The sequence below is a fragment of the Streptomyces sp. NPDC043812 genome (assembly GCF_056436245.1).
In genome coordinates, this window is the sequence record NZ_JBWKCY010000017.1 from 1 (window position 1) to 24,682 (window position 24,682).

The 24,682-nt window shown below is 71.6% G+C and carries 21 protein-coding genes and 1 pseudogene; 14 read left to right on the forward strand and 8 right to left on the reverse strand.

The window, feature by feature from the left end:
• Positions 1-157 (reverse strand): annotated as a pseudogene (locus AC067Z_RS24040) (sugar isomerase); the annotation flags it as partial.
• Positions 158-443: 286 nt separating this feature from the next.
• Between AC067Z_RS24040 and AC067Z_RS24045 the strand changes: the two are divergent.
• Positions 444-1,244: a DeoR/GlpR family DNA-binding transcription regulator gene (locus tag AC067Z_RS24045; protein WP_478791641.1), complete on the forward strand. Its 801-nt coding sequence runs from the start codon at positions 444-446 to the stop codon at positions 1,242-1,244.
• Between the two features lie 58 nt (positions 1,245-1,302).
• On the opposite strand, the gene AC067Z_RS24050 is transcribed toward AC067Z_RS24045, so the two are convergent.
• The 4 genes from AC067Z_RS24050 to AC067Z_RS24065 all read right to left on the reverse strand — a co-directional run bounded on the left by AC067Z_RS24050 (position 1,303) and on the right by AC067Z_RS24065 (position 6,858).
• Entirely contained in the window at positions 1,303-2,304 is a 1,002-nt protein-coding gene (locus AC067Z_RS24050) for an NEW3 domain-containing protein (RefSeq protein WP_478791642.1), read from the reverse strand.
• A 49-nt stretch (positions 2,305-2,353) separates the two neighbouring features.
• Positions 2,354-3,799 carry a Gfo/Idh/MocA family protein gene (locus AC067Z_RS24055; protein ID WP_478791643.1) on the reverse strand — a complete coding sequence of 482 codons (1,446 nt, stop codon included), beginning with the start codon at positions 3,797-3,799 and terminating at the stop codon, positions 2,354-2,356.
• A 267-nt stretch (positions 3,800-4,066) separates the two neighbouring features.
• Positions 4,067-6,280, reverse strand: a complete 2,214-nt coding sequence (locus AC067Z_RS24060) for an alpha-N-acetylglucosaminidase (RefSeq protein ID WP_478791644.1) — start codon at positions 6,278-6,280, stop codon at positions 4,067-4,069.
• Between the two features lie 134 nt (positions 6,281-6,414).
• Positions 6,415-6,858, reverse strand: coding sequence for an SRPBCC family protein (locus AC067Z_RS24065; RefSeq protein ID WP_478791645.1), 444 nt, complete (start codon positions 6,856-6,858; stop codon positions 6,415-6,417).
• Between the two features lie 203 nt (positions 6,859-7,061).
• On the opposite strand from AC067Z_RS24065, the gene AC067Z_RS24070 reads away from it, so the two are divergent.
• On the forward strand, positions 7,062-7,544 hold the full coding sequence (locus AC067Z_RS24070) for an Lrp/AsnC family transcriptional regulator (RefSeq protein ID WP_478791837.1): 483 nt from the start codon (positions 7,062-7,064) through the stop codon (positions 7,542-7,544).
• A 25-nt stretch (positions 7,545-7,569) separates the two neighbouring features.
• A complete protein-coding gene (locus tag AC067Z_RS24075) occupies positions 7,570-8,265 on the forward strand; it encodes an HAD family hydrolase (protein ID WP_478791646.1) in 696 nt (231 codons plus the stop codon).
• A 91-nt stretch (positions 8,266-8,356) separates the two neighbouring features.
• Here AC067Z_RS24075 and AC067Z_RS24080 read toward each other — a convergent pair whose 3' ends face one another.
• Both AC067Z_RS24080 and AC067Z_RS24085 read right to left on the reverse strand, forming a co-directional pair.
• Positions 8,357-9,586 (reverse strand): PucR-like N-terminal domain-containing protein, encoded by a 1,230-nt coding sequence (locus AC067Z_RS24080; protein ID WP_478791647.1) that lies wholly within the window; start codon positions 9,584-9,586, stop codon positions 8,357-8,359.
• Positions 9,583-9,735: a hypothetical protein gene (locus tag AC067Z_RS24085; protein ID WP_478791648.1), complete on the reverse strand. Its 153-nt coding sequence runs from the start codon at positions 9,733-9,735 to the stop codon at positions 9,583-9,585. The genes AC067Z_RS24080 and AC067Z_RS24085 overlap by 4 nt, the downstream gene beginning before the upstream one ends.
• 185 nt (positions 9,736-9,920) lie before the next feature.
• Between AC067Z_RS24085 and pgfA the strand changes: the two genes are divergently transcribed.
• From pgfA to AC067Z_RS24130, 9 genes are all read left to right on the forward strand, one after another.
• The gene (pgfA, locus tag AC067Z_RS24090) at positions 9,921-10,904 is read left to right on the forward strand and encodes a cell envelope lipid trafficking protein PgfA (RefSeq protein WP_478791649.1); all 984 of its coding nucleotides are present in this window, start codon (positions 9,921-9,923) and stop codon (positions 10,902-10,904) included.
• A 190-nt stretch (positions 10,905-11,094) separates the two neighbouring features.
• Positions 11,095-12,324 carry a glycosyltransferase family 4 protein gene (locus AC067Z_RS24095; protein ID WP_478791650.1) on the forward strand — a complete coding sequence of 410 codons (1,230 nt, stop codon included), beginning with the start codon at positions 11,095-11,097 and terminating at the stop codon, positions 12,322-12,324.
• Complete coding sequence (locus AC067Z_RS24100) at positions 12,321-13,040, forward strand: class I SAM-dependent methyltransferase (protein ID WP_478791651.1); 720 nt, start codon at positions 12,321-12,323, stop codon at positions 13,038-13,040. The genes AC067Z_RS24095 and AC067Z_RS24100 overlap by 4 nt, the downstream gene beginning before the upstream one ends.
• On the forward strand, positions 13,037-17,281 hold the full coding sequence (locus AC067Z_RS24105; protein ID WP_478791652.1) for an alpha-(1->3)-arabinofuranosyltransferase domain-containing protein: 4,245 nt from the start codon (positions 13,037-13,039) through the stop codon (positions 17,279-17,281). The genes AC067Z_RS24100 and AC067Z_RS24105 overlap by 4 nt, the downstream gene beginning before the upstream one ends.
• A complete protein-coding gene (locus tag AC067Z_RS24110; RefSeq protein WP_478791653.1) occupies positions 17,278-18,588 on the forward strand; it encodes a condensation protein in 1,311 nt (436 codons plus the stop codon). Before AC067Z_RS24105 ends, AC067Z_RS24110 begins: the two co-directional genes overlap by 4 nt.
• Complete coding sequence (locus AC067Z_RS24115; protein WP_478791654.1) at positions 18,585-19,304, forward strand: class I SAM-dependent methyltransferase; 720 nt, start codon at positions 18,585-18,587, stop codon at positions 19,302-19,304. Before AC067Z_RS24110 ends, AC067Z_RS24115 begins: the two co-directional genes overlap by 4 nt.
• A 4-nt stretch (positions 19,305-19,308) precedes the next feature.
• Positions 19,309-20,217, forward strand: coding sequence for a hypothetical protein (locus AC067Z_RS24120; RefSeq protein ID WP_478791655.1), 909 nt, complete (start codon positions 19,309-19,311; stop codon positions 20,215-20,217).
• Positions 20,214-20,423, forward strand: a complete 210-nt coding sequence (locus AC067Z_RS24125; RefSeq protein WP_478791656.1) for a Trm112 family protein — start codon at positions 20,214-20,216, stop codon at positions 20,421-20,423. Before AC067Z_RS24120 ends, AC067Z_RS24125 begins: the two co-directional genes overlap by 4 nt.
• The gene (locus tag AC067Z_RS24130) at positions 20,420-21,214 is read left to right on the forward strand and encodes an FkbM family methyltransferase (protein ID WP_478791657.1); all 795 of its coding nucleotides are present in this window, start codon (positions 20,420-20,422) and stop codon (positions 21,212-21,214) included. The genes AC067Z_RS24125 and AC067Z_RS24130 overlap by 4 nt, the downstream gene beginning before the upstream one ends.
• Positions 21,215-21,476: 262 nt before the next feature.
• On the opposite strand, the gene AC067Z_RS24135 is transcribed toward AC067Z_RS24130, so the two are convergent.
• Positions 21,477-22,529: a zinc-binding dehydrogenase gene (locus tag AC067Z_RS24135; RefSeq protein ID WP_478791658.1), complete on the reverse strand. Its 1,053-nt coding sequence runs from the start codon at positions 22,527-22,529 to the stop codon at positions 21,477-21,479.
• A 187-nt stretch (positions 22,530-22,716) separates the two neighbouring features.
• On the opposite strand from AC067Z_RS24135, the gene AC067Z_RS24140 reads away from it, so the two are divergent.
• Positions 22,717-23,427 carry a TetR/AcrR family transcriptional regulator gene (locus AC067Z_RS24140; protein WP_478791659.1) on the forward strand — a complete coding sequence of 237 codons (711 nt, stop codon included), beginning with the start codon at positions 22,717-22,719 and terminating at the stop codon, positions 23,425-23,427.
• A 370-nt stretch (positions 23,428-23,797) separates the two neighbouring features.
• Complete coding sequence (locus AC067Z_RS24145) at positions 23,798-24,679, forward strand: alpha/beta fold hydrolase (RefSeq protein WP_478791660.1); 882 nt, start codon at positions 23,798-23,800, stop codon at positions 24,677-24,679.
• Positions 24,680-24,682 lie beyond the last annotated feature (3 nt).

Consider the following 24,682-nt stretch of genomic DNA (forward strand, 5'->3'; position numbering starts at 1 on the left):
CCGCGTAGGACTGGGCCATGAACCAGGAAGTGCCGCAGCCGACGACCGCGACCCGCTCGCCCCGGCGGGGCAGAGCAGCAGTGTGCTGCGGAAGCGTCCTCGCAGCCTGCCGCCAGGAGGCGGGCTGCGAGGCGATCTCGGCCGCTGTGCGGGACATACCGGTGGTGGACATGGCTCGTACTCCTCGGGAAGGGTTCGGGCGGTGGGCCGTTGGCCGGCGGACGCTCCACATGAACGGCGACCGGAGCTCTCATTATGCTTGAATATGCTTGCACAGCGACATGTTCAAGCAGCTTTGAACATCACATTGTTTGTTCCCCGGGTACCCACGAGCGAAAACGGCCGGTCCGGGCACCGATCCGTGCCGCCACGTACGTGCTCCCGGTCGCGCAGCTATAGCGTGTCGCCAGTGCAGTGAACGATCCCCAAGAGGAGTGCGACGCATGTCGAAACATGAGCGGTGGAGCACGCTTTTGGAGCTGCTGGCCGCCGAGGGCCGGCTGGAGGTGGAGGAGGCCGCGGCGACGCTGCAGGTCTCGGCCGCCACGATCCGCAGGGACCTCGACGAGCTCGCCGAGCAGCAGATGCTCGTACGGACACGTGGTGGCGCGATCGCGCAAGGGGTCTCCTACGAGCTGCCGCTGCGGTACAAGTCCGCCCGGCACGCCTCCGAGAAGCAGCGGATCGCGGCGGCCGTGGCCGATCTGATCGGCGACGGGGAGGTGGTCGGGCTCAACGGGGGCACGACCACGACGGAGGTGGCACGCGCGCTGGCACTGCGGGCGGGCGGCGCACGCCGCGACGCGCCGGCCGGCGCCACCGCGCCCGTCCTGACCGTGGTCACCAACGCCCTCAACATCGCCGGAGAGCTTGCCGTACGGCCCCAGATCAAGATCGTGGTCACCGGGGGTGTCGCACGCCCGCAGACGTACGAACTGGTCGGGCCACTGACCATCGGCGTGCTGAACGAGGTGGTGCTCGACGTGGTCGTCCTGGGTGTCGACGGGATCGACCCGGATCTGGGGATCATGACGCACCAGGAGGACGAGGCCAGCATCAGCCGGCTGTTCACCGAGCGCGCGCGCCGTGTCGTCGTGGTCTCCGACTCGTCCAAGATGGGCAAACGGGCCTTCGCCAGGATCTGCGGTCTGGACCGGATCGACGTGCTCGTGACCGACTCGGCCATCTCCTCGGAGGACGTCGGCCGGCTCACCGACGCCGGCATCAAGGTGCACGCCGTCTGAAGCGGGCCGCCCCGGACCCATGGGAGTGTCCGGGGCGGCGGCGGGGTGTTGCGGCTGGTCAGGGGGCGACGGCCAGGCCGAAGAGGTGGATGTTGCCGTTGGACGGCAGCACCACGAAGTCGATCTGCCGGGCCGGATCGATGGGGACGGAGTGGGCGAAGACGCGGTAGGCGATGCCCGCGTTGCCGTACCCGCTCGGCCTGTTGCGTCCGTCGGTGGACTTCACCAGCGTCGCCCCGTGGGCATCGGCCGGATCGAACGACCAGTTGGGGAAGCCGATGGTTCCGATGGTGCTGGTGCCGTCCTTGTAGTACACGGTGGCGTTGCCCACGGCTCCGCTCGTGACGCCCGAACCGAGGAAGACCAGCTTGCTGCCCGAACCCGCGAGCGTGATCGCCTGGCCGCTGCCGGTCGCGTTGTCCTTGGTTCCTGCCGCGACGTCGGGCCAGGTCAGTTCCGCGCCGAGGGCGGTCACGCGCGCGCCGGGAGTGAGCCCGACGGCGGCGAGTTTCTGCGCGGAGAAGCTGTTGCCCTCGCCATCGTAGTCGCCCGGTGCGGTGTCGGACTCGTCGGTGATGGCCACGTTGTTGTAGGCGGCGGCCAGATTCGGCAGCGGGGTGCCGCTGCGCTCGGACCGGGTGCCCACGGCCGAGCCCTGGCCGTCCCCACCGCTGTAGGTCGCGGTCGCCGTGAACGTGCGCACCGTGAAGCCGCCGCGCCGTTCGGGCACCTGGATCCGGAACTCGGCTTCCGCGGCAGCGCCCTTGGCGAGGGAGCCGTCCACACTCCGGACGGAGGGCTGCACGGCCCATCCGACCGGTCCGGCGAAGGCGACCTTCAGTGAACGCATGCGCTCCGGGCCGGCGTTCCTGACGGTGACCTTCACCGTCGAGATGGCGGGGCCGTCGAGGTCGACGGCGGAGATGCTCACCTCGGTTCTCGCCGCGGGCTCGTCCGGGACGCCCGCCGGCGTTCCCGCGACCGCCTGCCCGGAGGCGAGAACGACCGCCACCGCCACGGCCATGGCTCTGAGAGAGGTGATCAGTCCGATGGGTCTCACTGTCCGCTCCTTCAAAAGAGATGCTGAACGGGGAAGTCCGCGGACGTCGTCAGGCGACCGGGGGCATGTCGGTCATGCGCGAGTCCAGGCCCATCCGCAGATTGACCCAGGAACCCCGCGTGAAGTCGGGTACGGCTACCGGACGACCGCCGACCGCCAGGGACTTGACGCTCAGCGGAACGGGCGCGCACCACGAGGCCGAGTCGTAGACGTCGATGTCCGGGACGAGCCCTGCGCGCATCAACTGGACGGTGCGCCACTGCAGGACGTAGTCCATGCCGCCGTGACCGCCGTTGTTCGCAGCGTCGTCACCGATCTTCTTCCACAGCCAGTGGTCGAACTCCTTGCGATAGGTGTCGAAGTCCCGCCAGGAGTGGCCGCCGTGGTCCGGTTCCACATAGATGCGTCCGCCGGTCGTCGAGGTGCCCGCGTAGTCCTCGAAGATGCCGCGGCTGCCGGCCAGGCTGTTGATCCGGCTGTACGGGCGGGGCGAACTCACGTCGTGCTCGGCCCTGATGACGCGGCCCTTGGCCGTGTCGATCAGGCAGGTGACGAGGTCACCGTTGATGTAGGTCTCCTGCCAGGACGGATGCGACTTCGGGACGAAACGCTCCCGGTAGTCGGCCAGCCCCTTGGGCTCGGTGGCGGTGGCACGCAGCACGGTCATCCGGTCGCCGCGGTTGATGTCCATGGCGGCGGCGACCGGCGCGAGACCGTGCATGGCGTAGAAGGACGCCGTGCTGCGGGTGTGCCACTTCCGTCGCCAGGCATCGGTGTAGTACGTGTCGGAGAACAGCAGTGCGCGCAGGTCGTGCAGGTAGCCGCCGTGGCCGTTGGTGACATCGCCGAAGAGTCCCTCGTGCGCCATCTTGAGCATGGCGAGCTCGTTGCGGCCGTAGCTGCAGTTCTCCGAGAGCATCAGATGACGGCGGGTCCGCTCGCAGGTGTCGACGAGGTCCCAGAGCTCGTCGAGCCCGGTGGCGATGGGCAGTTCGACGACGACGTGCTTGCCGGCGAGCAGGGCGGCCTTCCCCTGCTGGTAGTGGAACTCCCAGGGCGTGGCGATGTAGACGAGGTCGATGTCGTCGCGCTTCAGCATCTGCGCGAAGGAGTCGTCCGAGCCGCCGTACTCGGCGGGTCGCGGTTTGCCGATGGCGACCAGCCGGTCCGCGGTGCGCTTGGCACGATCGGCGCGGATGTCGCAGACGGCGGTGACGGTACAGCCCGGCACGACGGCCCAGCCCTCGCTCATGCCGTGGCCCCGGTTGCCCAGGCCGATGACGCCGACGCGAACCGTCCGGTGGACGTCGTACGGGACACCGATCATGGACTTCTGGCCCGGCCCGCGCCGGGGCTCGGCGGCCTCCGGCACGGCGGAGGCGCCGGCCGTCGCTGCGACGGCGCTCCCGGCGGCACCCATCCCGGCCGCGGCTGCGCCCGTGGCGAGGGCTCCGCCCAGGAGCAGGCGACGTGAGACTGCGGGCAATTCAGGCATGGGGCATCGCTCCTCGTACGTGTTCGGCATCCGGCGGGGACGACTCTGGCGGGACTGTCATGAGGATGTCAATAGGTGTTCGTAAGGGCCGGATTACAAACACAAACAAGCATTCCGCTGGCACAGATGAGCGCGGTGGGTGCGGTGGCACCGGAACGGCTCAGGCATCGCGGCGCGGATCGTGGCCGAGCGGCCGACACCTGCGGACACGCCAGGGCGGCGCGTCCGACAGATCAATGGCTCCGCCACGATGCGCTCGGACAGGGCCTAGGAAGCGTCCAGGGCGTCGCGCACCGCGACCGCCATTGCCACCGGATCCCCGGAAGCCGTCAGCGGATAGCCGGTGCGCTGCTGGTTCCAGGCGTTCTCGACCTCGAACCAGTCGATCGGCGCGGGCTCCTGCCCGGTGACAAGCGCCCTGTCCAGGGAGTCGAGGTACCTCGTCCAGCGCATGGCGTAGAAGTCCGAGACCAGCCCCGACCACTCGCGGTTCGCGTAGTCCCGCAGGCCGGCCTCGGAGCCCGGCCGGTGTCCCCATGTGGTCAGGATCGACCGGGCGTCGAACTCCGCCGCGGCCCTCTCCGCGTCCGTCGTCCCCCAGGACTTCGCGTCCTCGAGCCAGGGACCGAGCAGGAAGCGCGTGTCGGTGGCCAGCAGCCGGTCCAGCAGGGCGAGGGCGTCCTTCCATTCGGCGGCGCGCGTACGGAAGAGGGACAGGTCCTCGGCGTCGTAGGCCGCCTTGATCTGCGGGAGAAGGGCGCGGCTGCGGTTGGCGAGGGCCTGCCGAGCGATGTCCACCACGTCGAACCGGTAGGCGTCGGTGTTCCGCAGTGCCGGTGCGACCTGCAGCAGTTCGACGAGCGCCTGCTGCACGGTGGCGGCGTCGTAGCGCATCCCGCCGGGGCTCCAGCTCGCCGCCGACTTCGCCGACAGCTGCGGACGGGCGGTGAAGAGGCTGTCCTGCGGCTCGCTGTACCGGCCCGACGGGGTGCTGTACGGGCCGGTCCGCAGCAACTCCCACGCGCGGGCGGCGTGCGGGTCGGCGCCGCCGTAGCGCCGTTGCGCGAAGGCGGCGAACCATGACCGGTGGTCCAACGGGCCGGTGCGCCATGCCAGTTCGGTGAACAGCTCGTAGGCCGCCGGGTTGCCGCCGGTCCCCTCCGGCAGGTACGCGATGCCCTTGAGCGCGCTGCCCGGTCTGCTGCGCCACTGGTCGAACCGGTCCGCCCAGACGGCGGTGTTGGCCCCGACGGAGGTGTGTCCGCCGAAGTTGGGAATCGTGCCGAACGCGTAGGGCGTACCGTGCCAGGCCGTTTCGCGGTCCAGTCCGTCGTAGCGGTCGGACAGGCCGTCCACGATGAGAAGTCTGTTCTTGTCGACGGCGTCGATGAGCTGGGTGGAGGGGTTGTTCTGCCAGCCGAGCAGGGCCCAGACAGCGCCGGGGTGCGCCTCCTGCAGGGCGCTCATGACACCTTGCGCGGCATCACCGATGGGCACGTCGCCGGGTTTTCCGCCTTCGTGGAGCAGGTCCATCTTGTACATGGTGGAGCTGCCGAAGATCCTGCGCTGGTGACGGTAGAACGACTCGGCGACCTTCGGGAACATCTCGTTGCGCGGGTCGAGCCAGTCGGGCCGGGCGAAGCCGACCCAGTTGCCCTGCGGGATCACCCGGCCCCGGGGGTTCCTGGCGGTGAACTCCGGCGGGACGGTGCCGAAGTAGCCGGGGAGCACCGGGGTCATGCCGAGCAGGCGCAGCCGGTCGGCGATCCTGCGGCCGAGCGCCGCGCGTTCCTCGAGCAGCTGCCGGGACACCGGGCCGGCGAAGCCGGACATGTTCTGCATCAGCCACCACGGCTGGTGGGCGGGGCCGGGGATCCAGGAGCGCAGCTCCTGCTCGGTGTGGCCGAACTCCTGGAAGGTCTCGTAGTAGACGGCGTCAGCGCCCATCTGTACGAACACCTCGTTGACGCCGTGCAGGGCGAGGAGGTCGATCTGCTTCTCGTACGAGGCCCAGTCGCGGTAGGCGCCGGAGTAGCCGTCGTCGGTGTCGTTGAGGGCGAAACGGTGCGGTACGGAGGCGCTCCTGCGGACGGCGGCCGCGGGGGCGGGGAGCGTTCGGGGCAGCTTCGCGGTGCTGTCGCCGGGCCAGCCGATGTCGACCTCGGCCGTGTACTTCAGGTACCAGTTCACGCCGCTGAGGAGGACGGCCGGGCTGGTGCCCTCGACGCGTAACCTGCCCGCGCGGCCGGAGACGGTGAAGTAGTCGCCCGATGCGGGGCGGCTCACCGGGACGAGGGTGAACTGGGCCGCGTGGCGCGGCAGCAGTCTGGCGAGAGCGGCCTTCGCCGGTCCGGGGGCGAAGGCGGGCGAGCGGCCCGCGGGGGCCGCGGCGGCCGGCGGGGAGGGTAGGCCCAGGGCCGCGACGAGCACGGCGAGGGCGGTGGCGGCGCAGGCCGCGGCCATCGATCTGAGGCTTCTCATCGGCTACCTCGTCCGGGGAGGGATGCGTCAACGGAGCGTCCGTTGATGTGTTCCCCGTCAGGAGCATGCCAAGTAACTGTCCGCGCCGGGCGTCCCGCCGGCCCCCGGTGCCGGGGCGGCGTCGCCCCCAGGGGTCAGGAAGCCTCCACCGCGGTCTTGATCCGACCGCCGAAGGCAGGAGCGTCCTTGCGTGCGGCACCGAGGGCGAGCGGGGTGAGCAGCTTGCCCACGCCGTGTCCCTCCAGATTGTTGAACACCCTCAGCCGTGTCCTGCCCCCGCCCACGGGTTCGAGGTCGTAGCCTCCCTCGGTCGCCGTCACCAGGTTCTTGGACTGTTCCGTCCAGCGGATCTGCCGGGGCGGATCGAAGGCGCTGATCCGAAACTCCCGGCTGGTCGTCATCCCCGCGTCCTTGACCTTGCTTCGGTAGACGGTGCCGACGCCGGTGGGGCCGTCGGTGGTCTTCGCCATCTCCTGCACGCGCGGGCTGAACTTCCGGTCGTTGGTCCCGTCGGCGAGGAAGGCAAAGACCTCGTCGACCGGGCGGTCGATCTCCACCGTCGCCTCGAAAAGCCCCATGTTCGCTCCTCAGTGTCCGGGTCGCTCCGGCGCCGTGGCGCGCGGCATACCTTCAGGATCCCCGACGCACGTGCGGCGCACCTGTCGGAACCGGGCGCTGCTTCGGCCGCACAAAGCGGTCACCTGCCCACCCGTCGCGCCTTGCAGTGGGCCATTGGTACCGTCGCGGGGACCGATCGAGGACCACGGAGGGCGTGGCGACCATGGCGGTGGACGAGCTCGACACCCGGATCCTGAGGCTGCTGATCGAGCAGCCGCGTACATCCGTGCGCGAGTACGCCCGGATTCTCGGGATCGCGCGCGGCACACTGCAGGCGAGGATCGACCGCCTCGAGCGGGACGGGGTGATCACCGGGACCGGCCCCTACCTCTCCCCCGCGGCACTCGGTCATCCTGTGCTCGCCTTCGTCCACATCGAGGTCACCCAGGGGCATCTGGACGAGGTGGGCGACGCCCTCGCGGCAGTGCCCGAGATCGTCGAGGCGTTCTCGATCACCGGTGGCGGGGATCTGCTGACGAGGGTGGTGGCGCGGGACAACGGTCATCTGGAGGACGTCATCCAGCGGCTGATCAATCTGCCCGGTGTGGTGCGCACCCGCACGGAAATGGCGCTGCGCGAGCGGGTGCCGCACCGGCTGCTGCCACTGGTGGAGTCGGTGGGCAGGGCGGCCGGTTCCTCGCGCTGACCGCGGGCTTGGCATCCTGGACGCCATGAGCACAGCACACACCCCCGCGGTCGTCTTCGACCTCGACGGCACCCTCGTGGACAGCGAACCGAACTACTACGAGGCGGGGCGCAGGCTGTTGGCCTCGCACGGCGTGACCGGTTTCGGCTGGGACGCGCACACCGAGTTCATCGGCATCGGCACCCGCGAGACGCTGGAGATCCTGCGCGCCCGCTACGGCCTCGACGCACCGCTGGACGTGCTGCTGGCGGCCAACAACCACCTCTATCTCGAGCTGGCGCGCCGGTCGACCGACGTCTTTCCCGAGATGCGGAAGTTCGTGGAGCGCCTGGCCGCGGACGGAGTGCCGATGGCGGTGGCGTCGGGCTCGTCCCGGGCGGCGATCGAGGCGATCCTCGCGGGAACCGGCCTGGACTCCCACTTCCCGGTGACCGTCTCCGCGGAGGAGGTCGGCCGGGGCAAGCCGGAGCCGGACGTCTTCCTGGAGGCGGCCCGGCGGCTGGGCGCCGAACCCTCCGACTGCGTCGTCCTCGAGGACGCCGCCCCGGGAGCGGCCGCCGCCCGGGCGGCGGGCATGCGGTGCATCGCTGTCCCGTACGTAGCGGACACGGCGGACGACCCCGCGTTCCTGGCCGCGGAGCTGCTGTTCGCCGACGGGCAGCGGGAGTTCACGGCGCAGGCGGCGTACGAGTGGCTCATGAGCCGGCAGGGCCTGAGCTGACGTCGACGGGCACCGGACGAGCGGTCGAAGTCCCGGCGCCAAGCCGGGAGTTGCCCTCTGCCCCTGGTCCTCTCGACCGGTTCGCACCGCGTCACGTTCCCCCGTGCTGCGGTGGCTCGGTGCCGTCCGCGAGCAGGCCGCGGAGCCGCTGGGCGCGCAGCACCAACAGCATCTCGAAGCGGCGGTCGGGTTCGTCGATGGCGTTTCCCCACAGTTCTCGGATCTGACGCAAGCGGTAGCGGGCCGTCTGCGGATGGATGCCCAGGCGCTGGGCGACCTCCGGGGCGCCGCCGGAGGTCTCCATCCAGGCGAGCAGGGTCTCCGCGAGGCGGCGCGCCTGGGTGGGGCTCGCTCCGTCCAGGGGGGCAAGACAGCGGGGTGCCGCCGCGTCGATCAGCTCCTGGGACGGGAGCAGGACGAGCTCCTCGGTGCGTTCGCTGCAGTGCAGTACTTCGCCGCGGGGCAGCAGATCGCTCTCGATGAGGCGGACGGCCGTCTCCGCCCAGCGCAGGGATGTCGCGGCGGCTGCCAGCGGTACGGAGGGGCCGATCGCCCCGGACCACCCGGTGGTGGCGCGGCGCACCAGCTCGGAGCGGCCCGAGGTGTCCGGTTCGGGGATGACGATGCGGGGCTGCTCGCTCTCCATGTCGAGGAGGATGCCCTGTCCCACCGCGGGGGCGACGGCTTCTCTGGCCGGGCGTATGAGCACGCCCACGGCGATCGTCCGCGGAAGGTCCCAGCCGATGCGGGCGGCTCGTTCGCCGAGGGCGCCGACCGGGTCAGCACGGTGTTCCACCAGTAATCGGTCGATCAACTGGCGCTGCAGGCGCAGGCGTTCGCTCGCACGGCGGGCCGCCGCCTCGGCGTATCCCAGTACCGACTGCTCCACGAGCCCGTCCAGATACTCGAAGCCCGATTCGGCCAGTTCGTACATGGCGGGTGCGGCGATCTCGACCTGCTGACCGATCTCGGCGAACCGCCGCCAGGCGAGTCGGACACCGAGCCGATAGATCGCCTGCAGCGAGTCGAGGCTGCGCCCGTTCAGCCCCTCGCCCCGGCCGAACTCCTGGAACACCTCGGGGGGCACACGCGGATTGCCCGCCTTCGACGCGAGGTTGTGGACGAATCCCTCGATGGCGCGCCGGATGCCGACCAGCGCGATCGGTTCGCCGGACTCGTTCTCCACCAGCTTGAGGTGCGGGAAGTCGTGGCGTATCTGGCGGAGGATCGCCTGCGCCAGATCGCCGGCCTCCGACAGGGCGATGGCGGCGAACCGGTCCACCTGCCGCTGCGGGACCTCGCTCCACGCGGGGCTCGTCATCGTCGGGGCTGGGCGGTGTCGTAGCTGATCAGCGGGACGTTGGGCTGGTCTGGCGTGGCGTTGAGCAGTGCCACGATCCCGAAGGCCGTGCCCGCGGCGAGCGCGGCGGCAATCACCGCGGTGACGGCGGCGGCGAGAAGTCTGCGCATAGTCGGGTCAGCTCCTAGCTGGAGACGATCCCCACCCCTTGCCACCGGCCCCCACCGGTTGAACGCACAGTGTTGACAGGACATTGACAATCCGTCAAGAGGCCGCCTACTGTCGTGGCCCTCAAGGGCTGACCGGCCCGGGTCCGTGCATCTCCGTACGAGTCTGATGACACAGGAGTGCCCGGATGCGCCGCACCGCTTCACCCATGTCCCTCGCCCTCCTGGGCGTCGGCGTCTTTCTGCTCGTCCTCGCCCCACTGCTGGTCATGTACGTCGAACCGCAGGCCAAGCGCACCCCGATCGACGTCGACACCACCACCGTCTTCACCGGTACCGGGAGCTACTTCGACACGTCGAAGCTGAGGACCGTGCACGGGCAGACGCTCACGATCACCCGCCAGGTCCGCGGCGACGTCGCGGACAGTGTGAAGAGCGGCAGTGCGGTCTGGGACGTGTCCACCTCCGTCGACACCGACCGCACCCTGCCCGCGTCCGACACCCGGGACTCCCTGCAGTGGACGCTGGAACGCTGGGTGACGGACCGTGCCACGAACGAGCCTGTGCATTGCTGCCGTGAGTCGCCCGTCTTCGACGGCGAGGCGTACCTGAAGTTCCCCTTCGACGTCGAGCGGCGCGCCTATCGCTGGTGGGACGGCACGCTCGGGGCCGTCGTCCGGCTCCGCTACGCGGGCACGGCGACGGTCCAGGGGTACGAGGGGCTGCGGTTCACCGGCAGCGTGCCGCCGACGAGGACCGGGGTGCGCCAGGTACCGGGACGGCTCGTGGGGCGACCGAAGTCGCCGCAGGTGCTCGCCGAGGAGTGGTACGCCAACAGCGCGATCGAACTCGTGGTGGACCGGCGCACCGGCCGGATCGTCAACGCGGCCATCGGCCCGCGCAAGACGCTGCGCGCACCCGGTGCGGACAAGGACGCGGTCGTCCTGCTGGCGAGCGAGAAAATCGCCTTCACGCCACGTACTCAACGTCAGCAGGTGGCGCTGGCTTCGTCGGACAGCGACAAGCTCGCGCTGCTGGGGACCACCCTGCCCGCCGGCGCGGCCGTGTTCGGAGGGGTGCTCGCCCTCGCGGGCGGAGTGCTGGTCGCGCGGGGCCGCGAGAAGGAACCACTCCTTCCGGATGCTCACCCGATGACGAATCAGCCCGCCTGAGGCACGCAGAAGTTGTCAAACCGGTGAGTAGCCGTGTGTCGAACATGTGCCCAAACTGGCTGTCCCCACCAGAGCACGGCCCCTCCGGTCACCTTCCCCCGCACTTTCCCCCACCCCCCACATCACCCCCCCTTCCTCCCCCACATCTCGCCCGTCGACCTCCCGCACCCCGACACGAGTTGGAGCACGCATGCCCCAGCACGTACCTCCCCCACTGCTCGAAGCGGAACAGCACGCCCGTCAGCGGACGAGCCGCCCCGCCGCAGCCGCCCCGCACCGCGCCGGCCCGCCGCGGCGCATCGTCTTCCTCGCCCACCGCGACCTCGGCAACCCGGCCGCGGGCGGCTCCGAGCTCCTCATCGACCAACTGGCCCAGGGCCTCACCGCCGAAGGTCACGAGGTCACCCTGCTCTGCGGCGGCCCCGCCGCGCACCGGCCCTACCGGGTCGTGTCGGCGGGCGGCGCGCTGGGGCACTACGTCAGCGCCCGATCGGCCTTCGCCAGGCAGGTCGGCGAGTGCGACCTGCTCGTCGAGGTCTGCAACGGAATGCCCTACCTGGCCCCGCTGTGGCACCGCGGCACCACCCTGTGCCTGGTCAACCATGTGCACACCGAGCTGTGGGACATGCGCTTCCCGGCTCCGGTGGCACGGGCGGGGCGGTTGCTCGAACACTGGGCCCTGGCCCGGGCGCACCGCGGCAATCTGCTGGTCGCCGTCTCCCCGTCCACGGCAGGTGCCCTGCGGTCGATCGGCGTACCTGACCATCGGATCCGCGTGGTGCACAATGGAGTCCACGAACCGGGCCTGAAGAGCCCGCGTTCCGCGACGCCCCTGTTCCTGGCCCTGGGCCGGCTGGTCGACTACAAGCGCATCGACCTCCTGCTGCGGCTGTGGGAGCGGGTACGGCCCGTCACCGGCGGCCGACTCGTCATCGTCGGCGACGGTCCCGAACGGGAGCGGCTCGAACAACTCGCCGGCCCCGGCGTCGAGTTCACCGGCCATGTCGACGAAGCGGAGAAGCACCGGCTGCTGTGCGAGTCCTGGCTGCTGCTGCACCCCGCCGCCGTCGAGGGGTGGGGACTCGTCGTCACGGAGGCCGGGGCGCGGGGCACTCCCACGCTGGGCTTCGACGTACCCGGTCTGCGCGATTCCGTCGAGGACGGTGTGACCGGAGTACTCGCGCGCGGCGAGTCGTCGTTCGCGGCGGCCTGGTGCACGCTGGCGCTGGCCGGCGACCGGCGCGAGACGATGGGCAAGGCGGCGGCCGAACGGGCGGCGGCCTTCCACTGGAGCAGCACCGTACGGCAGTTCACGGCCGTGGCGGCCGAGGCGGTGGGCGGCGCCCCGGCGAGGGCCGAGGCCGATCGGGCCGACGGCATGCGGGCCGACGGCTCACGGACGAACGGCGCGCGCACGTGAAGGATCCCTCGTTCCGCCGCTCCCTGGCACTCTTCCGGGCGTTCGTGCACGAACAGGACGACCCCCACGCCGCCTACGGACTGCTGGCCCGCGACGCGGCCGACCAGGTGGAGCGGCATGTCGGGCTGAAGGGCCGCGTCGTCGTCGATGTCGGAGGTGGCCGCGGGTACTTCACCCGTGAGTTCCGCCGGCGCGGCGCCCATGGCTATCTGTTCGAGCCCGACCCTGCCGAGCTCGCCCCCCGACCGTCCGCGGGAACGGTCGTCGCCGACGGCTATCTGCTGCCCCTCGCCGAGGGCACCGCCGACGTGTGCTTCTCCTCCAACGTCCTGGAGCACGTCGCCGATCCGCGGACCTTCCTCAGCGAGATGGTGCGCGTCACCCGGCCCGGCGGTCTGATCTACGTGTCGTTCACCAACTGGCTCTCGCCGTGGGGCGGTCACGAGTGGGCGCCCTGGCACTACCTGGGCGCCGAGCGGGCCCGCGCGCGCTTCGAGCGCCGCACGGGGCGGCCCGCCAAGCACCGCCTCGGCGAGAACCTCTTCGCCGTGGGTGTCGGAGCGACCCTGCGCCACGTCAAGGGCCGCGGCGATGTGGAGATCGTGTCCGCGCGCTCGCGGTACTGGCCCGTCCTCCCGGAGATCGTCCCGCGCGTGCCGGGGCTGCGTGAGTTCGCCACGTGGAATCTCCTCCTCATCCTCCGGCGGTGTTCATGACCAGCGCTGTCCACGCACGACCGCCCGCGTCCCCCGCCCCGGCGGGCCCGGCGCCCGCCCAGCCGCCGCCACGGCGGTCCCGGCGGTGGCTGCTCGGCTTCTGGGCGGCGGTCTTCGTCGCATTCTGCGCGGTGTCGCCGGGGCGCATGACGTTCGAGACGAAGCTGGGCGTCGTCGCCGACCCCTGGCAGTTCATCCGTGATCTGGGCCGGTTGTGGCACGACAGGGCCGGCTTCGGCGGCATCGCCGACCAGTACGTGGGCTACGCCGTTCCGATGCTGCCCTTCCACGCCGTTGCCGATCTGGTGAGGCTGCCCGTGTGGCTCGCCGAACGGCTGTGGCTCTCGCTCGTGGTGAGCTGTGCGTTCTGGGGCGCGCTGCGGCTCGCCGAGAGGCTCGGCACCGGCCGCTCCCCGACCCGGCTGCTCGGCGCGGCCGGCTACGCCCTGTGGCCCACGTACACCATCGTCGTCGGCTCGACATCAGCCGCCGCCGTGCCGGGTGCCCTGCTGCCCTGGGTGCTGCTGCCGCTGACCGATCCGCGCACGAGCCCCCGGCTCGCCGCGGCGCGCTCCGCGCTGCTCGTCCCGCTGATGGGCGGCGTGAACGCCGCATCCACCCTCGCCTCGCTGCTGCCCGTCGGGCTGTATCTGCTGTCCCGGCCCGGCGGCCCCCGCAAGCGGGCACTCATCGCCTGGTGGACGCCGTGCGTGATCCTCGCGACGTCGTGGTGGATCGTCCCGCTGCTGCTGCTCGGCATCCACGGCGAGAACTTCATGCCGTACGTGGAGTCCTCGGCGACCACCACGGCCACCATGTCGGCGACCGAGGTACTGCGCGGCGCCGGGAACTGGGTGGGCTATCTGCATTTCGGCGAGGCCTGGCTGCCCGCCGGCTGGACCGTCGTGACGTCGGGCGTCGTGATCGTGGGTTCGGCGCTCGCCGCCGCCCTCGGTCTCGCCGGACTCGCACACCGCGATCTGCCCGAGCGGCGCTGGCTGGTGCTCACGGTGCTCACGGCCGCGCTCATCACGCTCGCCGGATACGGCGGCGCACTGGGCGGCCCCTTCCACTCCGTCGTACAGGACTGGCTGAACGGCCCCCTGGTGCCGTTCCGCAACATCTACAAGTTCCAGACGGGACTGGCCCTGGCCCTCGCCCTGGGCCTGATGCACGTCACCGCCGTGCTGCCCCGCCGCCTCCCGGCGCGTGCGCGCCGGTTCGCCCCGGCCGTGGCCGCCGCGCTCGTCCTGCCCGGACTGATGTGGCCGTACGTCAACGGCTCCGTCCTGCAGCCCGGTTCGTTCCGGAAGCTGCCCGCCTACTGGGAGACGACCGCGGACTGGCTGGCGGAGCACTCCCCCGACGACCGTGCGCTGGTCGTCCCCGCGACCGCGCACGGGATCTACACCTGGGGCTCCCCGATCGACCAGCCGCTGGACGTCCTCGCGCGGTCCCCCTGGGCGCAGCGCGACTACGTCCCGTTCGGCACGCCCGGAAACCGCCGCGCGATGGACGCGGTCGAGCAGGCGCTGACATCCGGCGGTGAGGTGCCCGGGCTGAGCGCGTACCTGCAACGCGCCGGACTGCACTACGTGGTGGTGCGCAACGACCTCGATCCGGACCAGCTGGGCCATGTCCCGACGACGACGGTCAAGCGCTCCCTCGAGGCATCGGGGTACCGGCGGGTCACCGGCTTCGGGCCGGTGCTGACCGGCGGGCGGATCGCGGACGACACCCCGGTGCAGGTCGAGGGTCTCTTCCCGCGCCAGCGCGCGGTGGAGATCTACCGGCCGCCCGCCGGAACCACCCGCCCCGGAAAGGCGCGTCTGACGCCCGTCTCGTCGACGGCGATGGTCAGCGGCGGGCCCGAGGCGCTGCTGCCCCTGTCCGCCGGCGGGGCACTGGCCGGGCGGGCCGCCGTGCTCGCGGGCGACGCCCGCCCCGGCGGGGATGCACCGTCGCTCTATGCGGCCGGGGACGGGATGCGCCGGGCCGACACCCGCTTCGGCCTGGTCCACTCCGGCACCTCGCACACCTACACGCGCGACGAGCGCAACGCGGCGGAGTCGGTGCAGGATCCGGGGGCCGAGCCGCGCCAGATCCTGCCCACGACGGGCAAGGAACACCAGACCACGGCAGTGCTGCGGGGCGCCGCCTCCGTCACCGCCTCCTCCATCGGGAACTGGCTGTTCCAACTGCCTCAGTACGAGCCCGTCAACGCCTTCGACGGCAACCCCGACACCGGCTGGGCGGAGGGCTCCCCCGGCTCGCCGAAGGGCGAATGGCTGCGGATCGGCTTCACCGGACCGACCCGGATCCCGGCGACGCTTCAGGTGACACCGCTGCCCAGCGCCGACGTCCGGGCGGCGCCGACGGTGGTGCGCGTCGAGACCGACCGCGGCAGCCGCGTGAGCCCGCTGCGACCGGACGGCACCGTCCAGCCCGTCGCAGCCCCCGAGGGGGACGCGGAGTGGCTGAAGGTGACGATCCTCGACGCGCAGCAGGGCCGACCCGGTCTGACCGGTGCCGGGTTCACCGAGATCTCGATCCCCGGGGTGCAGGTCACCCGGATGCTGGAACTTCCCGCCGACACGCCCCGGGACGGTGCCGACTCCGCCATGTACGCGCTGCGGCGGGGCAGCGACCCGGGCGGCCTGTCCGCAGTGCCCGCCGAGGTGGGGCTGCACCGGCAGTTCGACGCCGCCCGGTCCGGTGAGTACACGCTTCGTGCCACCGCCCGCCCCGTACCGGGCGAGGCGCTCGACGAGCTCCTGTTCGCCCTCACGGGCAAGCGCGAGAAGATCCTGGTGAGCGCGGACTCCACGGCGCGGCTGGGCACGAACCTGAGCCCGCGCAATCTGACCGACGGCGACCTGACGACCGCCTGGGTCGCCGGTGACCGGCCCGTACTGCACCTGACGTGGCCGAAGAGGACCGCAGTCGGCGAGATGGTGTTCGCGGCGGCCGGTGGCCTGTCGACGCGGCCGGAGCAGGTGCAGATCACCTCTCCCGACGGGACCGCGGTGGCGTCGGTGGACGAGAACGGCATGGCACGGTTCTCCCCCATCACCACCGACCGGATGGACATCACGATCTCCCGCGCCGCGGCGCTGACGCTCCACAACCCGGTCGCCGACGACCAGTTGCAGCTGCCCGTCGGGCTGAGCGAGGTGCACATCCCGGCGCTGGAGAAGTTCCGCGCCCCGCAGCCGGACCCCGGCAAGGAATTCACCCTGCCCTGCGGCAAGGGTCCCGTCGTGTCGGTCGACGGACAGTTCCTGGAGACCCGGGCCGAGGGGAAGGTCCGTGATCTGACCGAGCGGCGGCCCGTCGAGGTGTCGCTGTGCACGGACGGGAGCCGCGTTTCCCTCGACCGGACGACGCACACGGTCGAGGCGGGTGACACCGGTCCGCTGGCGGTGGACGGCATCACGCTGAGCACCGGCCCGACCCGGCCCGACACCGGCTCACCGCGCGAGGCCGGGGCCCTCTCGGGCGACGGCGACCGGCGGACGCTGCGGGTCGGCGCGGGAGAGGCGTCGTACCTGCAGATCCACGAGAACCACAACGCAGGCTGGAAAGCCGTGCTGAACGGCAGGGAACTGACACCGCTGCGGATCGACGGCTGGCAGCAGGCCTGGCTCGTCCCCGCGGGCGAAGGCGGCACAGTCACGCTGGAGTACGCGCCCTCGCACGTCTACCGGGCCGGCCTCGTCGGATCGGCGGCGCTGCTGGTCGTACTGGCGGGGCTCGCCCTCTTCCGGCGTCGCACGCTTCCTCCCGCGCCGGCCGGACCCGGTGCCCTGGGGGCCGCACAGGCCCTCGCCCCGCCCGGCCCGGGTCTGCTGCTGGGCACAGTGGCTCTGACGCTGGTGGGTGTCGTGGTCGCCGGGCCGGTGGCCGCCGTGATTCCCGTTCTCGCCGTGGTGGCGCACCTGCGCCCGGCCCTCCTCGGTCCGATCGCCTTCACGGCGATGGCCGGCGCCGGTGCCGCCGCGCTCGCCGGCAGCGGCGAGGCGGCGGCGCTGGGCAAGGGTGCGTACGGACCGGTGGCCCAATTCCTGGCGCTGACCGCGCTGTTCGCCGCGCTGGTGACGATCCGCCGCAAGCGCCGCGGCGCCACGCACCGGGCAGGCCCTCCCGCGCCCGGACCCCACCCGTCGGCCGACACGACCACCCGGGCAGCCGGGCAGCCGGAGCCGTATCCACCGCGCAGTATCGGAGGGAGTTCCCGATGACGACGACGGAGCAGCCGTCCTCGAACGGCACGAAGGTCCCGGGGACGCTGCCCCGGGTGGCGTTCCCGGTCGTCGACGAGGTGGCGCGGCACTGCACGGAGCCGGCCGAACCCAACACGGTGCATATCGAGATCCATCTGCCGGGCCGCATCGAACCGGCCAGGCTGGGCGAGGCGTTCACACGGGCACTCACGCAGTTCCCGAGGGCGCTGGTGCGCGAGAGCGCACGCGGCTGGTTCGCCCGGCGCTACGAGTGGGAGCTGACCGGCACGCCGGACACCGACGTCGTCACGTTCCCCCCGTGCGCGGCCGGGGCGCTCGCCCGTGCGCGTGAGCGTGCCCTCGCCGAGGCGCCGCCGCTGACGTCCTCCCCGCCGCTGCGGCTGGAGGTGGTCGAGGAACCCGGAGCCGACGGCTGTGTCCTGCTGTTCACCGTCAACCACACAGCGATGGACGGCCCGGCCTGTCTGCGGCTGGCGGCGACCGCCGCGGAGATCTACGGCGGACACAAGGCGCCGGCAGTTGCCGCGCCGGTCCGTCCGGTGGCCGATCCGGCTCCCCGGCCCGCCCGCACCTCCACGCTCGCCCGGCCGGCTCGGGTCGCGACGGGCACCCCGGGTCCGACCCCGGGCAATGCCATGCTCGTCGCCGAACTGCCCGTGCCCCGGCGGGACTCCACCGCCCCGTTCACCGTCAACGACCAGCTGATGGTGGCCACGGCACTGACCGTCGCCGACTGGAACCGGGCGCACGGCGCGCCCGACCGACCGCTGCGCATCACGATGCCCGTGGACGACCGCAGCCGCGGCCCCGAGATGCCGATGGGCAACGGGACCCGGCTGGTCGAGGTCGGGTTCACGGCCGCCGAGGCCGCGGGCGACACCGACCTGGCGGCGCTGCTGCGGCGTACGGCGGAACGCACCCGCGCCCTCAAGGCGCAGAGCCGGCCGCAACTCGGCCGTGGCGCTTCGCTGTTGACCGCGCCGGTGCTGCCCGTCGCGGTCAGGGCCGGGGTCACCCGGGGGCTGCGGCTGCTCGCCGCGCCGTGGACGTCGACGACACTGCTCAGCAACATCGGGCGGGTCCCCTATCCGCTGGACTTCGGCGAAGCGGGTCGCGCGTCCGCCGTCTGGTTCTCGGCGCCCGCGCGGATGCCGCGCGGGCTGACCGTCACCACGGCGTCGACGGGCGGGCGGCTGCATCTGGTGCTGCGCTGGTCACGCACCCTGCTCGGCGAGGACGACGGTGCCCGGCTGCAGGAGCTGTTCGCGGCACGGCTGGCCGCGACGGACGCGGATGCCCTGTGAGCGGCGTCGCGTCGCCGGGACTGCGCGACTTCTACGAGAACCCGGATGTGCCGGTGGCGTCGGGCGACGCACGTACCGTGCGTCAGGCGCGGCTGCTGGCCTCGGCGCTGGGCGCGCAGGGCGGGCTCGTGGTCGACGTCGGCTGCGGCGACGGCAGTGCGGCGGCGACGGCGGGGCCGATCCTCGCGGGGCACCGGATCGTCGGTGTCGACTGGTCCCAGGACGCCCTGCGCCGGGCACGTCCCCGTCTCACCGGGGTGGTGCGCGGCGAACTCGGTCAGGGCGGGCTGCCGTTCGCCGACGGCTGCGCCGATGCAGTGCTGTTCAGCGAGGTCATCGAGCATCTCGTCGACCCCGACGCCGCCCTGGACGAACTGCGGCGGATCCTGCGGCCGGGCGGCCATCTCATGCTGTCCACGCCGAATCTGGCCGCCTGGTACAACCGCGGTCTGCTGCTGGCCGGGCAGCAGCCGGTGTTCTCGGAGGTCAGTCTGCGGGGCATCCACGGACGGCCCGGTACACAGGTCGTCGGTCATCTGCGGCTCTACACGGCCCGTGCGCTGCGTTCCTTCCTTTCCTCCGCCGGATTCGCGGCGGTGAGGATCACGGGCGCGCCGTTCCACGGGGTACCTCGGGGGCTGCGGCTGCTGGACCGTGCGGCGTGCGCCGTGCCGTCCGCCGCGTCCATCCTGCTGGCCCACGGACGGCGGAGGTAGCGGTATGTGGTGGGGTGTCGGCGCCGCGCTGCTGGCCAACGCGCTGTACAGCGTGGGCTTCGTCCTGGAGAAACGGGCGTTGGGGAGGCTGCCGTCCCTGTCCGCCCGGCGGCCGCTGCGCGTGGTCGCGGTGCTGGTGACCAGTCCGCTGTGGATCGCCGGGTCGCTGGCGCTCGCCGCAGGCTTCGTCGCCCAACTGGTGGTCTACCGGGCGCTGCCGATCGCCGCGGCCCAGGGCATCTTCGTGTCCGGTCTCGTTCTGCTCCTGCTGCTGTCGTCAGCCGTCCTCGGCGAACAGCCCTCCGGACGCGAGCGGTACGCCCTCGGGGCCGTCCTCCTCGCCCTCCTGATGGTCGTCGCTTCGGTGCGCGAGGGTGAGGACGCAGTGAGTACCGGGGCCCCGTGGACGCTGGTCCTCCTCGTGTGCGTCCCGACGCTCGGTGCGGGGGTGTGGCTGTACGGCCGTGTCGAGCAGCTGGCGAAGAAGCGCCACCGGGTGCCGACGAACGGCATCGGCTACGGCGTTGCGGTCGGGCTGCTCTACGGCGTCAGCTCGCTGGCGATCAAGGGCGCGTCCGGCCGGCTGACCACCACGGGCGTCGGTGCGGCGGCCCGCTCGCTGTTCGGTTCGCCGTATCCGTATCTCCTGCTGTTCACTGCGGCAGCCGGTCTTGTCATGTCGCAGGCCGCGCTGCAGCGGTGCCGGGCGTCCCTCATCGTGCCCGTGTGCACGACCGTGACCTGCCTGTTCACGGCGGTGCTCGGGACGCTCACGTTCGGCGAGAGCCTGCCGGACGATCCACTGCTGCTGACCCTGCGGGTGGCCGGTACGGCGCTGGCGCTGTCCGTGCTGCTGGCCATGCCGCGCCACGACGCCCGACCCTCCGCAACCACACAGGGAGTTCCCTCATGAAGCCCGACGACCCGCTGCTCAGGATCCTGGCCTGCCCGCTCGACAAGGGGCCGTTGACCCTCCCGGCCGGGGAGGACGTCCTGTACAACCCCCGTCTGCAGCTGAGCTATCCCATTGTGGACGGCATACCGCAGCTGCTGCCCTCGTCGGGATGCAAGGTGTCGGCGGACGATCACGAGAGGTACCTGGGGACGGGCGGCGAGTGACCACGCTCGCGGCGGCGGTGGCCGCCCGGCTGCCCTCCCGGTGGGTCGGCTCCGCCGCCTGTGCCCTCTATCCGCGCTTCGAACCGGAGTTGGGCCGCCTGGCCGACTTCTGCCCGCCGGGCGGCACCGCCGTGGACATCGGCGGCTGGTACGGCCCCTGGTCGCGCCGTCTCGCGGCCCGCTGCGACCGTGTGGTCACGGTGGAGCCGGTGCCGCACCTGGCCGCACACCTGCGGGCGACGCTGCCGGGCAATGCCCGGGTGGTGCAGGCGGCGGCCTCGGACCGCGACGGCTCGGCCCGGCTGTGGTTCCCGGCGGGCGACCGCGGGGACCGCGGGGTCTCATCCCTGGCCCGCCGGGACATCCACGCACACGGTCTCGAGGTGCCGACACTCACCGTCGACGGCCTCGGCCTCGGCGAGGTCGCGTTCATGAAGGTGGACGTGGACGGCGCGGAGTTGGCTGCTCTGCTCGGCGCCGCGAGACTGCTGGCACGGGACCGTCCGGCATTGCTGATCGAGCTGGAGACCCGTATCCGCCCCATCGCCCCGGTCGTCGATCTGCTGGCCGGTCTCGGCTATCGGGGCTGGGTGCTGGACACCGGCGGATGGACCCCGCTGGACGGCTTCGACCTGCCTGCCCACCAGTCGAGGACGGAGCATTTCGTGCACCGTAGTGTGCTCCGCCGGGCCTTCGTGCCGCGCAGCGGCCGGTACATCAACTCGGTGCTGTTCCTGGGGCGGGGGCGGATACCCGGCAGCGTGCCACGGTGGTCCGGCGGGGTCCGCTGACGGTCGGGGCCCGCCAAGCCGTCCACGCCGCCCCAGACCACCCGGCACACAGCCGTACGCCGTGCACTCGCAGCAAGGTCGATCCCGACCGTCACCGCCTGTCGTTGCCTCATGCCGCGATCCTTCCGCCGACGCCCGTGGGCCACCGCACCCCCGCGCATCATCGATCGGAGGACCTCGGTGAAGATGTCCTCACCTGGGAGGAGACCCACCTCCCGCAGCGCCGACTGCCCCCTGCCATCCGCGGCAGAACCGAGGTGGGTCAACGGGCAGGGTCGAGGAGGATCTTGCGGACGCCGTCGGCGCGGCTGTTGAAGAGTTCGTAGGCCGTGGGGCCCTCGGAGAGGGCGAAGCGGTGGGAGACCACGACCCCCGGTGTGATCCGGCCGGCCTGGGTGAGGGCGATCAGGGCGGGAAGTTCGTAATGGGTCGAGCACAGCCCGATGGCGAACTCCAGCTCTTTGACCTGGGCCATTCCCATGTGGAAGGGAAAGGCCTTGCTGTTGCTGACCCCGATGACGCTGACCCGGCCGGCCTGCCGGACGGCTTTGAGGGCGAGTTCGATGGTGGCATCCGAGCCCACGGCCTCCACGACAGCATCCGGTCCGCGTCCTGCGGTCATCTCCCGTATGGCCGTCCGTGCATCCTCGCCCTCGACCGGTTCGACGCCCAGGGTGGCGGCGAAGGCACGACGCTCCGCGACCAGGTCCGCGCCCAGCACCCGGGCGGCGCCCATGGCGAAGGCCGATTGCGCGGCCATGAGACCGACCGGTCCGAGGCCGATGACCAGGACCGTTTCGCCGGGCTGGATGCGGGCGCGGCGGCAGCCGTACCAGGCCGTGGGGGCGTTGTCCGTCAGGACGATGGCGGCCTCGTCGGAGATGCCTTCGGGCAGGTGCACCAGGTTGGCCTCGGCATGGGGCACGCCCAGGGCTTGGGCCTGGCTACCCGGGAGCTTGGGGCTCACTCCGTAGCAGAGGTCCGTCGAGGATCGGGCGCGCTCGCACCTGGCGGTGAGCCCGGTCGCGCAGGTTCTGCACAGGGTGCAGCCGACTGAGGCGGGAACCAGGACTCGGTCGCCGGGCTTGAAGCCGGTGACCTGGTCGCCGGTGTCGAGGACCACCCCGACGCACTCGTGTCCCGGGGTGTAGCCGATCTCCGGGCTGAACCCGTTGCCGCCGTAGATGTGCAGGTCGCTGCCGCAGATACCGGCCGTGGTGACCTGAACGACGGCGTCGGTGGGGCTGGTGACGGCCGGGTCGGGGACGTCCCCGTAACGGATGTCGTGGCGGCCGTGGTAGGTCAGTGCCTTCATGGAATTCCTCCGTCCAGGCGCAGGGCGGCGCCGGTCCAGCACGAGCACGCCGGAGCGGTGAAGTACAGAGCATGGGGATCGGCCTCGAAATCGCAGGACACGGCACCCCCCTCCCACCCTAAGGCGCTTGGATCAATAATTAATGCGACCGTATCACTTTGCCAGGAGCCCACTACAATGAGCGTCTGTGACAGCACAAGAGACGCCCGACCAGGCCACATCGCCCGGGAGTCGGAGCCCCCGTGACACCCGTGGCACTCTCATCCGGGCCGCCGAGCGGTTGTTCGCGGCGAAGGGGGTCGACGGCGTCTCGCTCAGCGAGATCAAACGGGCCGCGGGCCAGCGCAACGCGATGGCCCTGCAGTACCACTTCGGCGACCGTGCGGGCCTGCTGCGGGCCGTGCTCGACAAGCACCTCCCTGCGGTGGACGCCGGCCGGGAGGTACTGCTGCAGCAGTACGAGGACAGCGGGAGCGCCGATCTTCGCTCCCTCGCGGGCGCACTGGTGCTGCCCGCCGCCGCGAAACTCGGCGATCCCGACGGCGGCCGCGAGTTCCTGCAGATCGTGGCCGAATTGCTCAACCGCCCCGAACCCCTGGTCGAGCTCGTCGTGACGGAGGGATCGAGCATCTACCCCTGGCGGCGCCTGGTGGAGGCTCTACTGCCACCCGAGTCGACCACGGTGCTCCACACCCGCTTCACCGCAATGCGCTTCTGCCACGCCGAACTCGCCACCCGTGCCGCCGCCCGCCCTCGCAGGGACGACCGGTTGTTCACCAGCCGGCTGGTCGACCTGGTCACCGCACTGCTGGCCGCACCGGTGTCCGAGCAGACCGCACGACTGCTGCACGAACGAGACCGGAGGGACCAGACCGGTCAGAAAGCCCCGGCTCGCTGACGGCCCGGTCGCTACGTGCGGCAAGCAAGTCCAGGGCCTGGAACCAGCGGTCCGGGCCATCGGGAGACAGCGTCAGTTCCAGGCGCCGGCCTGCGCGGGCCGACGTCGTTGCGGAACCGGCATCCCGCTCGCCGGGAGGCGGTCAAGGGTCGGCGCCGAGGATGCCGGGATCACCCCGCCGCTGAGGGCCTTGCTCGGGGCACGACCCGCAAGGGCGGGCCCCACGGGCCGGAATCCGCCACGCCTGGCGCGGCGCCAGGCCAAAGGTGCGCCGCGCGGCCGCAGTTGCGGGAAGGCGCGTGCCCTCGACCTTGACAATCCATGTCCACGACTGGAGGGTGACCGACCAGTCGGTATGAAGGAGGGGATCGTGACCGAGCTGAGGATCTCCACTGCTGCGGGCGTGTTCGACGCGATCACGGAGGGTCCACCCGAGGGCCGTCCGGTGCTGTTGCTGCACGGCTTCCCGCAGACGGGGCTGGTGTGGCAACGACAGATCGCGGCGTTGGCCACGCACGGCTACCGGGTGGTGGCACCCGACCAGCGCGGGTACTCCCCCGGGGCCCGCCCCGAGCGGCCCGCGGACTACCGCATGAACGTCCTGGTCGACGATGTGGTCGCGATCACGGAAGAACTGGGCTGGGGGTCGTTCGACCTGGTCGGCCATGACTGGGGAGGCGCGGTGGCGTGGTGGACCGCCGATGCCCACCCCGATCGCGTACGTACCCTGACAGTTGTCTCGACCCCGCACCCCGGCGCTCTGGCCACCACCCTGCGCACCGACCAGGACCAGCGCGAACGATCGCAGTACATGATCGCCTGGCGTGAAACGCCTGCGACCGAAGAGCGCATGCTCGCAGGAGATGCCGAGGCGCTTCGCGCCACTTACGCCGGAAAGGTCCCGCAGGGCAGTGCTGAGGCCTACGTGCGGCACCTGTCCCAGCCGGGTGCTCTCACCGCGGCGCTGAACTGGTACCGGGCCGGCCGCCCCGACGGTGTGATCGGCGTCATCGAGGTGCCCACGCTGTACGTCTGGAGCACGCGGGACAGCGCGTTCGGCCCGGCGGCCGCGCGGGAGACCGGGCAGTGGGTCAACGGACCGTACCGGTTCGAGACCCTCCAGGGCGTCAGCCACTGGGTCCCCGAGGAGGCGCCCGAGACGCTGAGCCGCCTGCTGCTCGAACATCTGCGAGCGCACGGCGAGCCCGGAACCACAGCCAATACCCCCTCTGTCGACTCTCAGAAGAGGTGACCC